Origin of the sequence: Xanthomonas arboricola pv. populi (assembly GCF_002939945.1) — a bacterium.
GTDB classification, from domain to species: domain Bacteria; phylum Pseudomonadota; class Gammaproteobacteria; order Xanthomonadales; family Xanthomonadaceae; genus Xanthomonas; species Xanthomonas arboricola_A.
Genome location: NZ_MDEB01000012.1, coordinates 1 through 14,480, shown reverse-complemented (window position 1 = coordinate 14,480; position 14,480 = coordinate 1). Strand labels below are relative to the sequence as shown.

Here is a 14,480-nt window from a genome sequence, read left to right as displayed (position 1 = left end):
TCCATCGCCACACGTGCCGACATGGGTGTGTGGTGTTTCGAACGGGGCCGGGTGGCCCCGTTCGTTTATCCGTCCGCTGTCTTCGCCCAGGAACACACCGGCATGATCCCCGCTCCGCTTCGCAACATCGTCATCGTCGGCGGTGGCACCGCCGGCTGGATGGCCGCCGCGGCCTTCGCGCGCGTGCTTGGCCCCGGCTTCAAGGTGCAGCTGATCGAATCCGAACAGCTCGGCACCGTTGGCGTTGGCGAGGCCACCGTGCCGCACATCAAGGCCTTCAACAATCTGCTCGGCATCGACGAGGCCGAGTTCGTCCGCCAGACCCAGGGCAGCTTCAAGCTCGGCATCGAGTTCGTCGACTGGCAGCGCCCCGGTACGGCGTACATCCACGGCTTCGGCACCCAGATCGGGCATCCGCTCGGGCTGCTGCCGTTCCATCAGTACTGGATCAAGCAACACCTGCGCGGCAAGGCGCAGCCGCTGGGCGCCTATACGCTCAACACCGTGGCCGCGGTGCGCGGCAAGTTCATGACCTCGGCCGGCGATGTGCCGGCCAATTCGCCGCTGGCCAACATCGCCTACGCGTACCACTTCGATGCCACCCGGTACGCGCGCTTTTTGCGTGGGTATGCGCAGCAACGCGGCGTCACCCGCATCGAAGGCCTGGTCGAACAGGTGCAGCTGCATGCGGACACCGGCCACGTGCAATCGCTGCAGCTGGCGTCCGGGCAGGTCGTCAGCGGCGACTTGTTCATCGACTGCTCCGGCTTCCGCGGGCTGTTGATCGAACAAGCGCTGCACACCGGCTACCACGACTTCACCCATTGGCTGCCGTGCGATCGCGCACTGGCGGTGCCGAGCGAAAAGGTCGGCCCGCCCACGCCGTACACGCGCTCCACCGCGCGCGCGGCCGGCTGGCAGTGGCGCATCCCGCTGCAGCACCGCACCGGCAACGGCTATGTGTATTCCAGCGCGCACATCAGCGACGACGAAGCCGCCGCCACGCTGCTCGCCAACCTGGATGGCGAAGCGCTGGCCGACCCGCGCCCGCTGCGCTTCACCACCGGGCGGCGCAAGCAGTTCTGGAACCGCAATGTGGTGGCGCTGGGCCTGGCGAGCGGCTTTCTGGAGCCACTGGAATCGACCAGCATCCATTTGATCCAGGCCGGCATTTCCCGGCTGCTGGAGCTGTTTCCGCGCGAGGGCATCAGCCCGGTGCTGGTGCAGCGCTACAACGACCGGCTGGCGTTCGAGTTCGACCGCATCCGCGATTTCCTGCTGCTGCATTACCACGCGACCGAGCGCGACGACAGCGCGTTCTGGCGGCACTGCCGCACGATGCCGATCACCCCGGAGCTGCAGACCACGCTGGACCTGTTCCGCGACAGCGGGCGCTTCTATCGCAACGCCGAAGAGATGTTCGCCGAGATCAGCTGGGTGCAGGTGATGGTCGGCCAGGGCATCCTGCCGCAGGGCTACCACCCGCTGGTGGACCAGGTGCCCGATCACGACGCCGAACGCTTCCTGGCCAGCGTGGCGCAGACCATTGGCCACTGCGTGGACGCCATGCCGACCCACCAGCAGTTCATCGATCGCTACTGCAAGGCAACCGCGCCGCGTTGAGCGACGGCACCGCCGGCGCACGCACCGATCGACAGGCAAAAAAAAGGATCGGGCACAAGGCCCGATCCCTTCGAAAACCGGGACAAGCCCGGTGGACAATGAGTGGCACAGCTTCCGACTGACATCGGACGAGGGGCATCGTACGCAGGCTTTAACGTTAAAGCAACACTTTAATTCTGTCGCTTTAACTTGTTGATTTTGCTTGCTTAGATGTGCCCAGCGCGCATCAGCTGCATGTTCCTTCAGTGCTGCTTCGGCCCCACCGCTGCTTGAATCTCGGCCTGGATCGCAGCCGCAGCGGCGGCCGGATCGGTGGCCAGGCGGATCGGGCGGCCGACCACGATGGCATCGGCGCCATCGTTGAATGCCTGCGCCACGCCCACGGTGCGTTGCTGGTCGTCGCCGACCGGGCCGCCGGGGCGGATGCCCGGGCACACGATCGAAAACCCGGTGCCGGTGGCGCTGCGGATCAGGCCGGCTTCCTGGCCGGAGGCGATCACTCCGTCGATGCCGGCGGCCCGTGCGGCCAGCGCGCGCTCCACCACCACCTCCACCGGCTCGCGGTCGATGCCCATCGCGGCCAGGTCCGGGCGCCCCATCGAGGTCAGCACCGTCACCGCCAGCAGGCGCATGTCGCCGTGGTTGGCCTCGGCGGCGGCTTGCAGCATGCCGGCGTGCCAGCCGTGCACGGTGCAATAGCTCACCGGCCACTGCGCCAGGCGGCGGATGGTGCCGGCCACGGTGGCGGGGATGTCGAAGAACTTCAGATCGACGAACACGCGCTTGTCGCGCCTGGCCAGGGCGTCGAGCACGTGGAAGTATTCGCCGGAGGCCAGCAGTTCCATGCCGATCTTGTAGAAGGACACCGACTCGCCCAGGCGGTCGACCCAGGCGATCGCCTCGTCGTGGCCGGGCACATCCAGCGCGAAGATCAGCCGCTCATGCGCGGCCAGCGGCAGCGGTGCGCGGCTCATCGGGCCACCTCCAGCGCGGCGCGCTTGGCGTCGTGGCGCTGCTGCCAGGGCTGGGCGAAGTCGTTGTTGAACTGCGCCGGCTCCCAGCCGCCGTAGCTGGGGTTGGGCAGCATCCACCAGCGCTCGCCGAACCAGTCGTGGTACTGCTGCAGCAATGCGCCACGCGCCTGGCCGGTGTTGGCGGTGACCTGCACGAAGTCGCCGAGCTGGTCGCCGAACTGCATCAGCACGCGGTATTTCTGCCCGGCCAGCTGACGCCGGCAGTTCTTCTCGCTGCCGTTCTGCTCGCAGCCCTTGACCACCGTGCCCAGGCCCAGAAACACGCTGTCATCGGCCACCGGCAGCCCGACGCTGCGCAGATTGGCCAGCGTGGCGTCCTTGAGGTGCACGGCGCGGTTGGAGATGTAGATCAGGGTGATGCCGCGCGCGTTGGCGGCCTTGGCGAAGTCCACCACGCCCGGGATCGCGGTGGCCTTCTTCTCCGCCACCCACTGGTCCCAGCTCACCTCGTCGTATTCCTTGCCGTCGCGCAGCAGGCGCGCCTGGTAGGGCGAGTTGTCCAGCACCGTCTCGTCCACGTCCAGCACCACCGCCGGCTTCAGCCCGGTGGCGGCATTGCCGCGTTCCTCGGGCACCAGCGCGTCCCAGTTGGGCTGCTTCAGCGCAGCGTCCAGCTTGTCGGCAGCGGCGCGATAGGTCTGCTCGGCCACGGCGCGGTATTCCTCCGAGCGCTGCATCCACAGCACCGCATTGAGGTTGTCGTCGCCGGCCGGTGCGCTGGCGGCTGCGGGCGGCGTGGCGGTCTTGGCGGTCTTGGCGGTCTTGGCGGCGGCCGCATTGGCGGACACGGCGGCGTCCTGCGCGCGCTGGGCCAGCTCCTTGTCGGCGGGCTTGCAGGCGCTCAGGGCCAGCGCGGTGCAGGCGAGCAGGGACAACGGTGCGTGAAGCGAGGGGCGCATGGCATCCACCAGAACAGGAGCGGCAATGAAGACCGCGATTTTAGCGGGTTCGCGCCGCACCGCCCGCGCCGGCTGACGGCAGTGCCGCGCAGTGGCGGATGCGCATGGAATGAAGACATCGCCATCGTGGGGATTCATGCCGATACGCGAGTGCCTCGTGCACCTGCGTGCGCGCGACAACCGACAGCCTCAGCACCTGACCGCGTCTTCGATGCCGCTGCCGATCTGGACGCTCCCCGTGGGATCGCGGCCTGAAGAACGCCGGCGCAGGATCGGCATATCCTTGTGCGCCGATTGCCCCGGAGTCGCCCCCATGACAGATGCACCTTCCCCGCCCGTCCTCGATACCGCCCAGGCCCGCGTGCTCGGCTGCCTGATCGAAAAAGAGGCGACCACGCCGGATGCGTATCCGCTCACGGTCAACGCCGCGCAGGTGGCCGCCAACCAGAAGACCGCACGCGAGCCGGTACTGAACCTGCAGACCGGCGTGGTGCATCACGCCCTGCGTCAACTCGAAACCCTGGGGTTGGTACGCCAGCAGTTCTCCTCGCGCGCCGAGCGCTACGAACACCGGCTGGGCAGCGTGCTGGATCTGACCCGCCAGCAGGTCGCCCTGATCGGTCTGTTGCTGCTGCGCGGCCCGCAGACGCTGAGCGAGCTGTTCGCGCGCAGCGAGCGGCTGGCGCGCTTCAACGATACCGACGACGTGCGCCACCATCTGGACCGGCTGATCCAGCGCGGCCTGGCCGTGCAACTGCCGCGCGCCAGCGGCCAGCGCGAAGAGCGTTATGCGCATCTGCTCAGTGGCGAGCTGGATGTGGAGGCATTGCAGGCTGCGGCAGCGCGCGCTGCGCCAAGCCCCCGCAGCAGCGCCGACAGCAGCGAGCTGGAAGCACGCGTGCAAACCCTGGAAGCCACTATCGCCGAGTTGCAGGATGCGCTGGCCGCGGTGCAGGCGCGCCTGGAGGCGGCTGGCGCCTAGGCCGACGGTCTGCTCCTGGAGATGCCCGCTTCACGTCGCCGCCCACGCGGATCGCAAATCACGCAACGACCGGTCAGATCGCCAGACGACGCCCTTGTCGAGCGGTGATGGCGCAGGTTGCGCCCCGCCCCGCTCACGTCGGCGTATCCACCTCGTCCCAGTCTGCATCTTCGAAGTGCAGCAGCCAGTTGAGGGTGTAATGACGCTCGTAGACCACACCGGGCACGATGCCGGCCGGTGGCGGTTGCTCGGTCTGGCCGGCCTGGCGCACCGCCCAATGCAGGCGCAGCTGCCGGTCCAGGGCATCCAGCAGGTCGGGCACTGGCCGTAGCGTCAGCGACGGCCGCGTCGCGGCGTCGGCATGCTCCAGCGCGCGCTGGGCAGCCAATGGCACATCGCATAGATCGGTCGGCTCCGGCAGCGCGTCGGCCAGCCCCAGGGCCCACTGCAGCACGGCCAGGCTCTCGTAGCGCCAGCCGAAGTTGGCGAGCTGCTGCGGCTCCGGCGCGGGTTGGGCAAAAAAGGCGCGCTCCTGCGGCGACAGTGCCGCCGCCACACCGGGGAGGCGGGCGTCCATGTCTTCCAACGACGGTGGCGTATCGCCGGCGGCCAGCATCTCCGCGCGCAAGGCCACCGCAAACAATGCCAGCATGCGCTGCGTCACCACCGCGACGTCGCGCACCCGCGCTTCGGCCTCGCCAGGCACCGGCGGCAGGCTGGGCGGCACACGGATGCCTTGCGCGGTCAGCTGCGCAAGTTGCTGCGCACGCCGCTGCAACGCATCCGGCGGATACGGCACCTGCGCCTGCTCATCGATCGCCGGCTCGCCCTGGCTGATCAGCACCCGCCCGTGCGGATCGCGCACGCTGCCGTCGGCCAGAAAACATACCGCGTTGGCCTGCTCGGCCCACTGCGCCAGCGCACCGAAAGCCGCATCGTCGACCTCGAACGTGAAGTGCTGGCGCACCCGCTGCACATGCCGCATCAGGTGATAGCGCGGCTGGGTCATCTGGCCGTCGCCGGCCTGATTCACGTAGCCGACGAAACCATGCAGATGCGTGGCCAATTCCGGATCGGCGTGGTCGCGGTGCTGCACGGCGGCGCGCGGCAGGAAATCCGGCCACAGGGGGGCGCGCAGCGTGGAATAGGCGTTGACCAGCAGTGGCATGCAAGTGTCCTGGTTGGGGCGACGGACACAACGACGGCGCTCCTCGCCAGGCAGGTACGGTCGGTGCGCAAATTCTCCCGTGCCGTTCGTACACGGGAGTGCTTCCGCGCCGTCCACGCCGCGCTTGCGACTATTTGCTGCGTTGTGTCGGCCGCATTCAGCGGTGAGAGTCGCCGTCAGGGTGCCGCAGGCCTGCCCGGCTGTCCATGTCGGCCGGACCGAGTTCGATCGTGTAATACAGCAGCGGATCGGCCTCCTGGCTCAGGCTAGTCGAACAACGCCTGGATCGCCGCCAGGCCCGCGCTGGCGCGCTCTTTCTTGCGCTCGGCATCGGCCACCGGGTCGGCGCCATCGCGCTGCAGTTCTTCGGCCGGAATCTCGTCGAAGAAGCGGCTGGGCTTGAGCCGCACATGCTCGCCGAACTTGCGCGTCAACTTGCTATGGCTCATCCACAGCTGCTCCTTGGCGCGGGTGATGCCCACGTACAGCAGGCGGCGTTCTTCCTGCAGGTTGCCTTCTTCCAGGCTCACTTCATGCGGCAGCACGCCGTCTTCGCAGCCGACGATGAACACGTAACGGAATTCCAGCCCCTTGGACGCATGCATGGTCATCATGCGCACCTGGTTGCCGCCATCGTCCTTGTCGTTGCGCGACAACAGCGCCAGCTGCGCGGCCAGGTCGCTGGCGCTTGCACCACGCGGGCCGCCTTCGAACCACTCGGCCAGCTCGTCCAGATTGCGCTTGCGCCGCTGGAAGCCGGTGTCGTCCTTGGACTGGTTGCGCAGGTCGTTGAGCAGGCCGGATCTGTCGGCCAGCAGGCGCACCAGTTCTCCCGCCGGCAGCGTGGCCGAATGCTCGCGCATATCGCGCAGGATGTCGGTGAACGCACTCAGGCCATTGGCCGCACGCGGCGGCAAGTGCTGCAGCGCGCCCATCGACTCGGCCGCGCGCGACATCGGCACCGACTTCGCACTGGCCAGCTCGGCCAACCGCGCCAGCGAGGTCGCACCGACCTCGCGCTTGGGCGACTGCACGGCGCGCAGGAACGCGGCGTCATCATCGGGATTGACGATCAACCGCAGCCACGACAACACGTCCTTGACTTCCTGCCGCTCCAAAAACGCGGTGCCTCCGGTCAGGTGATACGGCACGCGCAGCAGCTGCAGCGCTTTTTCCAGCGGCCGCGATTGAAAATTACCGCGGAACAGGATGCAGAAGTCGCTCCACGGCACCTGCTTGGCGGTGCCCAGAAACGAGATCTCGGCGGCGACCTTTTCCGCTTCGTGCTCGCTGTCGCGGCATTCCCACACGCGGATGCGCTCGCCGTCGGCCTGGTCGCTCCACAGCGTCTTCAAGTGCTCGTGCGGGTTGTGTGCGATCAAGGCATTGGCCGCGCGCAACACGCGGTTGGAGCAACGGTAGTTCTGTTCCAGCTTGATGATTTCCAGCGCCGGATAATCGCGCCCCATCTGCTGCAGGTTTTCCGGATTGGCGCCACGCCAGGCGTAGATGCTCTGATCGTCGTCGCCCACGCAGGTGAAGTTGCCGCGTGGCCCGGCCAGCATTTTCAGCAATCGGTACTGCGCATCGTTGGTGTCCTGGCACTCGTCCACCAGCAGGTAGCCGATGCGCTCGCGCCAGCCCATCACGATCTCTTCGTTGGCCTCCAGGATCTGCACCGGCAGGCGGATCAGATCGTCGAAGTCCACCGCGTTGAAGGTGGTCAGCCGCGCCTGGTAGCGCTCGTACAGGCTGGCGGCTTCCTTTTCGCGATTGCTGCGCGCCGCCGCCATCGCCTGTTCGGGCGACAGGCCGGCGTTCTTGGCGCGCGAGATCAGGTTCTTGGCGTCCTCGATCGCATCGGGCTTGGCGCCGTGCATCAGGTCCTTGATCTGGGCAGCGGCATCGTCGGAATCGAAGATCGAAAAGCCGCGCTTCAAGCCGGCAGCGGCGTGCTCGATCTGCAGGAACTTCAGCCCCAGCGCGTGGAAGGTGCAGATGGTCAGGCCATCGGCGCCATCGCCACGGATGCGCTTGGCCACGCGCTCGCGCATTTCCTTGGCCGACTTGTTGGTGAAGGTGATCGCCGCGATGCGCTTGGCCGGATAGCGGCCGGTGGCGATCAGGTGCGCGATCTTCTCCACGATCACGCGCGTCTTGCCGCTGCCGGCACCGGCCAGCACCAACAAGGGACCTTCGCAGTGCAGCACTGCGGCGCGTTGCGGGAGATTGAGACCGTGCATAGAGGCTTCCAACAGAGCGGGCCATTGTACCGGCGCCGGATCGGGCAGGCCTGTGCCGCCGGTTCATGCAGATGGCCGTCACCGCCGGCCGTGCGGCCCGGTAAAATCCACCAATGGCCAAGCTCTATTTCTACTACTCGGCAATGAATGCCGGCAAGACCACCACCTTGCTGCAGTCGGCGCACAACTACCGCGAACGCGGCATGCGCACCTTGATCCTCACGCCCCAGCTCGATCACCGCGCCGGCAGCGGCGTGGTGGCCTCGCGGATCGGGCTGCGCGCGGACGGGCGCACCTTCGATCGCGACACCGAGTTGCAGCAGTTGATCGAACGCGACATCCAGGCCGAAGGCGCGCTGCATTGCGTGCTGGTGGACGAGGCGCAGTTCCTCAACCGTGGCCAGGTCTGGCAGTTGAGCGAGGTGGTCGATCGTCTGCGCATTCCGGTGCTGTGCTATGGCCTGCGGACCGACTTCCGCGGCGAGCTGTTCGAGGGCAGCCAGTTTCTGCTGGCCTGGGCCGACGAGCTGGAGGAGATCAAGACCATCTGCCACAGCGGCAGCAAGGCCACCATGACCGTGCGCGTGGATGCGCAAGGGCACGCGGTGCAGGACGGCCCGCAGGTGGAAATCGGCGGTAACGAGCGCTACGTGTCGGTCAGCCGCGCCGAGTTCAAGAAGATCATGCGTGGCGAAGGCCGCATCGACCCGCTGCAGATTGCACTGCCGCTGCCGGCGAGTTCGTAAAGCTACAGCGTCGCCCTGATCGAAGCGCAGCGCGACGCTTAAAAATGTCGCCCGCGGCTGGCAATGCCGATCTTCCAAGTGCCGATCTTCTACAAGACCGGCCACCGACACCTCGACCGACGCGGATGGCATGGTCATGCCGAAGCCATTGCACCCGACCAAGCGTTGACCACGCGTAGGTACCGTCTTCATGCAGCGGCCGTCGCCCGATCCCGCCTGATGGACGTGATGCGTGGCTCGCGATACGCCACTTCTTGAATGATGCGGCATTGCCGCGCCAGGTATTTTGCTCGTTACCGGACAGATAAACCGGCGTGGTGGCTGGCTGAAGAATTCAGCCGAAATGGTCTTAACGCGCTGGCTCGGTATGCACTTGTGATGCCTCGCTAAACCCTTGCAGGCATGCGATCGCCGCTGTATTTCCGCTACGCATCAACAGGCGTATCGTTGCAGTGCCGTTGCAGCGATCCGCGCGCAGCCAGGCGCAACCGCAGTCCTGTAAACTGGCGATCATCCACTTGTCGGGAGGCAATACATGGGTCCGCTTCCTCCCGAGTTACGCGCCGATATCGCGCGTGTTGGCCGCCTATCGTCGGTCCCCGATGTCCTGACCATTCTCACCCGTCTGACCGGCATGGGATTCGCCGCGGTTGCGCGCGTGACCGATACGCGCTGGATCACCTGCCAGGTGCGCGACGACCTGTCTTTCGGTCTCACGCCCGGCGACGAGTTGCCCCTGGTCACCACCTTCTGCGACAGCGTGCGCACCCAGGGCAATGCGTTGTGGTTCGGCCATGCCTCCGAGCACCCGGTCTTCCGCGACCACCCCACGCCGCGGCTGTACGGCTTCGAAAGCTATGTCTCGGTGCCGATCACGTTCGACGACGGCAGCGTGTTCGGCACCTTGTGCGCGCTGGACCCGTTGCCGCGCGTCATGGATGCGCCGTTGGTGGAAAAGGTCGAGCTGCTGGCGCAACTGCTGGCAGCGCAGATCCAGGCCGAGCAGCGCGCCGAAGAGAGCGCGCAGGAATCGCGGCGCGCACGCAGTGAACTGGGGCGTATCGGCGCCTCGGCACGCCTGCGCGAAGAGTTCATCGGCATCCTGGGGCACGATCTGCGCAACCCGCTGCAGTCCATGCATGCGGTGGTGGACATGCTGGCGATCGACTCGCTCAACCAACGCCAGGGCGGCGCAATCCGGTCGATGCAGCGCAGCCTGCGGCGCATGGAAGAACTGATCGACTTCGCCAGCGATTTCGCGCGCGGCATCGAACGCGACTGGCTGCAGCTGGACTACGGCGACGGCAGCGATCTGCTCGATGCGCTATCGCAGGTCGTCGACGAAACCCGCGCCGCGTATCCGAACCAGGTGCTGTCCACGCATGTGTCCATCGACGAACCGGTGCACGGCGATGCGGTACGCCTGGCGCAGATGTTCGGCAGCCTGATGATCAACGCCGTGGTGCAGGGGCAACAGAGTTCGCTGATCAAGGCGATTGCGGTCACCGAGCAGGGCCGCCTGCGCATCGAGGTCTGCAATCTGGACGGTATCGATCCGCGCCGGCTCGACGTGCTGCAGGCCTCCACCCACGTGCACACCGGCGGACGCGCCTTGCCCGAAGTCGACCTGGGCCTGCACATGGCCGCCCAGATCGCACGGGCCCATCAAGGCGAACTGCGTATCCTCAGCGGCAAGGAGGGCACCTGCTTTCGTGTGGAGTTGGCCTGCGTGCGCCCACGTGGGCGCATGCACCTGGTCGCCAACGCGAACCAGCCATAGCGGACGCACCGTCGCGCACCGCATCGGCGAGCGCGCGTTGGCTACTCAATCCAACGCGGCTCGATCTTAGTCCGTGGTTCATGCGCGCAAGGGTCGCGATGGCTGCCAGCTGCGCGTGGTCTTGCGCTAGTAGATCTTGCGCTCGCTCGCCGGTGGCGGCGTCCACTGGTACAGCCAGGTTTCGGTCAGCGGCTTGCCGTTGGCGCGCAGGAACAGACGGATATCGATCTGCTGGGTGCTGTCATCGGGCGGCACCAGATCGAACATCGCCCGATAGCCCTTGAGCTCATGCAGCGGACGCGCCGACACGATCTCGGTGGTGCCGCGCGACACCTGGAGGATGGCCTCGACCCTGGCTTTCGGATCCTTGGTCACCGCAGCCAGTTCGCCCCCCGCGAAATCCACCGCAAACCGCCACGAGAAATGGCCACGCTTCTGCCCGACGATGCCGCCCAGGCCGGTGCGCGTGGCCACGCAATGCGCCAGCGGCGAGGTGGCCGGCGGATGCGCGCCCCAATACAACCGGTACCCCATCAGCAACTCTTGGCCCGGCTGCGGTTTGTCTTGCGGGTTCCAGAACGCCACGATGTTGTCGAAGGTCTCGTCCACGGTCGGAATCTCGACCAGCTGTACCGAGCCCTTGCCCCAGCCACTCTTGGGTTCCACCCACAGGCAGGGGCGCTTCTCGTAGAACACGCCGTCGTCCTGGTAATGGTCGAAGTTGCGATCGCGCTGCAACAGGCCGAACCCGCGTGGATTCTCATCGACGAACATGTTGAAGCGCAGCTGCGGCGGGTTGCACAACGGTCGCCAGATCCACTCGCCGCCGCCGGTCCACATCGCCAAGCCGTCGGTGTCGTGGATTTCCGGGCGCCAGTCCCAGTCCATGCGGCGATCGTTTTCGCCGACCTGATACATGCTGGTGCACGGGCCGATCCCCAGCCGCTCGATGGTCTTGCGCGGGTAGAGCGCGCTGTCGATCTCCATCACCAGCACCTCGCCATTGGTGATGGCGAAGCGATACGCACCGGCAACGCTGGGCGAGTCCAATAGCCCGTACACCACCACGGTATTCGAGTCGTCTGCCGGCTGCTCCATGTAATAGGCGATGAAGTCCGGGAACTCCTCCGGCCCGCCGGTGCCGGTGTCGATCGCCAGCCCGCGCGCCGACTGCCCGTATTGGCCTTCCTTCCCGACCGCGCGGAAATAGCTCGCGCCCAGGAAGGCCGAGAAATCGCGATCGGTGTCCTTGCGCGTATTGAGACGGAACCCGGCAAAGCCCAGGTCCTTGGGCAATTGCTTGCCGCCCAGCCCGCTGCTGCCGTAATCGAACGCTGCCGGATCGTACGCCAGTTGCTGCGCCTGGCCGTCGACGATGTCGTAGATGTGCACGGGGCTATGGAAATACAGCCCCAGATGGAAGAACTTCGCCTGGAACTTGCCGTTGCCGTCGGCCCACAGCGCATGGTCCTGGCGGTAGCGGATCGACTGGTATTGATCCCAGTTCAACGCTTCCAACGGCCCGGGAAGCACCTGCTTATGGCTTTTGTAAGGCGCCCTGGCCAACGCACGCGCCTGCCCCTTGAGCCAGCCATAGTCGAACGGCTGCGGCTGCCCCAAGCGACGCAGTCCAACTGCCTTGGCCGCCAACGCCCACTGCGGCAACGCCGGCAAACCGAGCGCGGCCAATGCGGCAGCGGCATTCTTCAGGAAGTGGCGTCGTTGCATGCGCATCGGTCTGCTCAGGGAATGGCCGCCATCATAGCCACAGCTCGGCACGGAGGTGAATGCAGAAGTCAGAGCGCCGCAGACGAAGGCGCGCATGCATTGATCAGCTGCAGCTCTTGCGCCTTGCTGCACAGGAATTGTCGTTGCGCCTGCTGCTCATCGGGCCCGGGATAACGCAGCAAGGTCCATTGCTCGTTCGCCTGCATATGCGCACCCGGCGCCAACTGCCGATACGGTGCGTGCACTTCCATTTCCAGCAGTCCGCGCTCGGGGTGCTGCGACGGCGCGTCCAGATACAGCTCTACCTGCCCTTGCTCCGGATGGATTGCCGCAAGCGGCTGATGCGCAAAGCGGATCACCAGCACCTGGTCGCCCGCAAAGCCAGCCATCCAGCCTGCCGAAGGCTGCAACAACACTTTGCCGCGCTGAATCAGCCCGTCCTCGCGTGCATCGGCACGCAACGCAAATACACCACCGTGATGCCGATACGTCGGCGCAACCGTACCAGCCTCCGTCGGCGGTTGCAGGCGAATGTCTGCCGCGTCGGCAACCGGCACGAACACACGCGTTCCCGCCGCGACGCGCGTGTTGAACCACACATCCCAGCTGATCGGGTCTTTGCGGATATTGCGCGCAGTGGCCTCCACCTCCACGGTATCGGCCCGCGTGGATGAAAGCGCGACGCGCTTGCGTAACTGCACGCCAGTGACCGGACTGGGCACGCCCTCAAGAATCAACTGATCGCCAGCACGTGTGACTGCCTGCGTGGTGGCCAACGACAGGTAGGGATCCGGCGGCCACACTGCAGCTGCTGCTTTACGTGTTGCATTGACCTGCTGATGCAGCCACCACCGACTCTGCGGCCCCACCCAGACATCGTGGCCGAGATACGCAATGTCGCCCGCGGTGGCGGACACCTCCGGCAACGGTTGCTGCTCCACCGCGCTGCCGGTCTTCAGGACGTTGGGTTGCCCAACCAGATTGAAGGACAACACACGCCCGCCAAACGCCGGTGTAGCGCTTAATTCAATGACGTCGTTGTGCAGCCGGATACGCTCCACTGCGGACTTGATGCGGGACGCAGGCTCATCCGCCCAGACACTTGTTGCAAGCTGCAACGCGAAGGCGCCCGCCACCATGATCGGCATGAAGCGACGCAATGAGCCAGACATGTACAACTCCAATCGCAGGGCCTCACGATTGTGGCGCGATGTACGGCAACGCACTAGCCAACCCTGCTTTATCGAGAGTTTCGGTGGATTTCAACGCTGGCAGCTGCTGCACCATACCGTCGCACGTTGCCCGATGGTCGCGTGCTTCAGCAGGCGTCCGCACTGCTTGCACGCCTCGCCTTCGCGCCCGTATACCGTCAGTTCCTGTTCGAAATAACCAGGCGCCCCATCCGGGCTGATGAAGTCGCGCAACGTGGTACCACCGCGCTGGATGGCGTAGCCCAGGATGTCCTTCACTGCTGCAGCCAGCCGCCGGTAACGGTCCAATGACACTTTGCCGGCTTCGCGCAGTGGGCTGATTCCTGCGCGATGCAGGCTTTCTGCCGCATAGATATTCCCCACGCCGACAACGACAGCCTGATCCATCAGAAAGGTTTTCACTGCCGCGCGCCGGCCACTCGCCAGTGCATGCAGATAATCGCCAGTAAATGCATCCGATAAGGGTTCCGGGCCAAGTGCCGCCAGCAAATCGTGCACCTGCGCATCGTGTTGCCACAACAGGCAACCGAACCGACGCGGATCGTTGAAGCGCAGGACACGGCCATGTTGCAGGCTGATATCCACATGATCGTGCGCTCGCGGCAGCGTATCGCCGGGTAATACGCGCAGACTTCCGGACATTCCAAGATGCAGCAGCGCGCTGCCGCCGGCATCGGTATCGATCAACAGGTATTTGGCCCGACGACGTACATCGGTAATGGTCGCACCGGGCAGCAGGCGCTCGATCTGCTCGGGGATGGGCCAGCGCAGGTCGGGCCGCCGCAGGATGACGCCGTGGATGCGTTGGCCGACCAGATGCGGTGCCAGGCCACGCAAGGTGGTTTCGACTTCGGGCAGCTCGGGCATGCAGGTCTCCAATCGGCCAGGCCGGCGGTGCGCCGGAACGGATCAATATGGTGGCCAAACGCGGTAAATCCACCTTGGCGTCTGCCAGCGTCGGTACGGCGCTCGGCTTGCGCTTTGAGTGAGCGAGTGCGGTGGTGAACTTCGGACCTTTGTCTTTGTCGAGTTGCGTCGAATTTTGGACAAAAAGAAACCCCCAGTC

At 65.9% G+C, this 14,480-nt stretch carries 11 protein-coding genes; 4 read left to right on the top strand and 7 right to left on the bottom strand.

The window, feature by feature from the left end; translation table 11 throughout:
• Positions 1 to 21 precede the first annotated feature (21 nt).
• Positions 22 to 1,623, top strand: a complete 1,602-nt coding sequence (locus XaplCFBP3123_RS20365) for a tryptophan halogenase family protein (RefSeq protein ID WP_172453419.1) — start codon at positions 22 to 24, stop codon at positions 1,621 to 1,623.
• A gap of 242 nt (positions 1,624 to 1,865) precedes the next feature.
• Here XaplCFBP3123_RS20365 and pyrF read toward each other — a convergent pair whose 3' ends face one another.
• Complete coding sequence (pyrF, locus tag XaplCFBP3123_RS20360; protein WP_104535675.1) at positions 1,866 to 2,597, bottom strand: orotidine-5'-phosphate decarboxylase; 732 nt, start codon at positions 2,595 to 2,597, stop codon at positions 1,866 to 1,868.
• The gene (locus XaplCFBP3123_RS20355; RefSeq protein ID WP_104535674.1) at positions 2,594 to 3,565 is read right to left on the bottom strand and encodes a 5'-nucleotidase, lipoprotein e(P4) family; all 972 of its coding nucleotides are present in this window, start codon (positions 3,563 to 3,565) and stop codon (positions 2,594 to 2,596) included. Before XaplCFBP3123_RS20355 ends, pyrF begins: the two co-directional genes overlap by 4 nt.
• 304 nt (positions 3,566 to 3,869) lie before the next feature.
• Here XaplCFBP3123_RS20355 and XaplCFBP3123_RS20350 point away from each other — a divergent pair, with 304 nt between their 5' ends.
• Positions 3,870 to 4,538: a YceH family protein gene (locus XaplCFBP3123_RS20350; protein WP_104535673.1), complete on the top strand. Its 669-nt coding sequence runs from the start codon at positions 3,870 to 3,872 to the stop codon at positions 4,536 to 4,538.
• A gap of 133 nt (positions 4,539 to 4,671) precedes the next feature.
• Here the strand turns inward: XaplCFBP3123_RS20350 and XaplCFBP3123_RS20345 are convergent, their stop codons facing one another.
• The gene (locus XaplCFBP3123_RS20345) at positions 4,672 to 5,706 is read right to left on the bottom strand and encodes a DUF4272 domain-containing protein (protein WP_104535672.1); all 1,035 of its coding nucleotides are present in this window, start codon (positions 5,704 to 5,706) and stop codon (positions 4,672 to 4,674) included.
• 266 nt (positions 5,707 to 5,972) lie between these two features.
• A complete protein-coding gene (locus XaplCFBP3123_RS20335) occupies positions 5,973 to 7,949 on the bottom strand; it encodes a UvrD-helicase domain-containing protein (RefSeq protein ID WP_104535671.1) in 1,977 nt (658 codons plus the stop codon).
• Positions 7,950 to 8,062: 113 nt separating this feature from the next.
• Between XaplCFBP3123_RS20335 and XaplCFBP3123_RS20330 the strand changes: the two genes are divergently transcribed.
• Both XaplCFBP3123_RS20330 and XaplCFBP3123_RS20325 read left to right on the top strand, forming a co-directional pair.
• A complete protein-coding gene (locus XaplCFBP3123_RS20330) occupies positions 8,063 to 8,695 on the top strand; it encodes a thymidine kinase (RefSeq protein ID WP_104535670.1) in 633 nt (210 codons plus the stop codon).
• A 535-nt stretch (positions 8,696 to 9,230) separates the two neighbouring features.
• A complete protein-coding gene (locus XaplCFBP3123_RS20325; protein WP_104535669.1) occupies positions 9,231 to 10,475 on the top strand; it encodes a GAF domain-containing sensor histidine kinase in 1,245 nt (414 codons plus the stop codon).
• A 126-nt stretch (positions 10,476 to 10,601) separates the two neighbouring features.
• Here the strand turns inward: XaplCFBP3123_RS20325 and XaplCFBP3123_RS20320 are convergent, their stop codons facing one another.
• The 3 genes from XaplCFBP3123_RS20320 to mutM form a co-directional block, all read right to left on the bottom strand.
• Complete coding sequence (locus XaplCFBP3123_RS20320) at positions 10,602 to 12,203, bottom strand: glucan biosynthesis protein (protein WP_104535705.1); 1,602 nt, start codon at positions 12,201 to 12,203, stop codon at positions 10,602 to 10,604.
• Between the two features lie 68 nt (positions 12,204 to 12,271).
• Positions 12,272 to 13,375, bottom strand: a complete 1,104-nt coding sequence (locus XaplCFBP3123_RS20315; protein WP_104535706.1) for a DUF4380 domain-containing protein — start codon at positions 13,373 to 13,375, stop codon at positions 12,272 to 12,274.
• Positions 13,376 to 13,465: 90 nt separating this feature from the next.
• Positions 13,466 to 14,281 carry a bifunctional DNA-formamidopyrimidine glycosylase/DNA-(apurinic or apyrimidinic site) lyase gene (gene mutM, locus XaplCFBP3123_RS20310; RefSeq protein WP_104535704.1) on the bottom strand — a complete coding sequence of 272 codons (816 nt, stop codon included), beginning with the start codon at positions 14,279 to 14,281 and terminating at the stop codon, positions 13,466 to 13,468.
• Positions 14,282 to 14,480: the final 199 nt, after the last annotated feature.

Excerpts from the sequence above, each read along its gene's own strand:
- XaplCFBP3123_RS20335 (WP_104535671.1), bottom strand. The coding sequence starts at position 7,949 with ATGCACGGTCTCAATCTCCCGCAACGCGCCGCAGTGCTGCACTGCGAA.
- XaplCFBP3123_RS20330 (WP_104535670.1), top strand. The coding sequence starts at position 8,063 with ATGGCCAAGCTCTATTTCTACTACTCGGCAATGAATGCCGGCAAGACC.
- XaplCFBP3123_RS20365 (WP_172453419.1), top strand. The coding sequence starts at position 22 with ATGGGTGTGTGGTGTTTCGAACGGGGCCGGGTGGCCCCGTTCGTTTAT.
- XaplCFBP3123_RS20320 (WP_104535705.1), bottom strand. The coding sequence starts at position 12,203 with ATGCAACGACGCCACTTCCTGAAGAATGCCGCTGCCGCATTGGCCGCG.
- XaplCFBP3123_RS20315 (WP_104535706.1), bottom strand. The coding sequence starts at position 13,375 with ATGTCTGGCTCATTGCGTCGCTTCATGCCGATCATGGTGGCGGGCGCC.
- XaplCFBP3123_RS20350 (WP_104535673.1), top strand. The coding sequence starts at position 3,870 with ATGACAGATGCACCTTCCCCGCCCGTCCTCGATACCGCCCAGGCCCGC.
- pyrF (WP_104535675.1), bottom strand. The coding sequence starts at position 2,597 with ATGAGCCGCGCACCGCTGCCGCTGGCCGCGCATGAGCGGCTGATCTTC.
- XaplCFBP3123_RS20325 (WP_104535669.1), top strand. The coding sequence starts at position 9,231 with ATGGGTCCGCTTCCTCCCGAGTTACGCGCCGATATCGCGCGTGTTGGC.
- mutM (WP_104535704.1), bottom strand. The coding sequence starts at position 14,281 with ATGCCCGAGCTGCCCGAAGTCGAAACCACCTTGCGTGGCCTGGCACCG.
- XaplCFBP3123_RS20345 (WP_104535672.1), bottom strand. The coding sequence starts at position 5,706 with ATGCCACTGCTGGTCAACGCCTATTCCACGCTGCGCGCCCCCCTGTGG.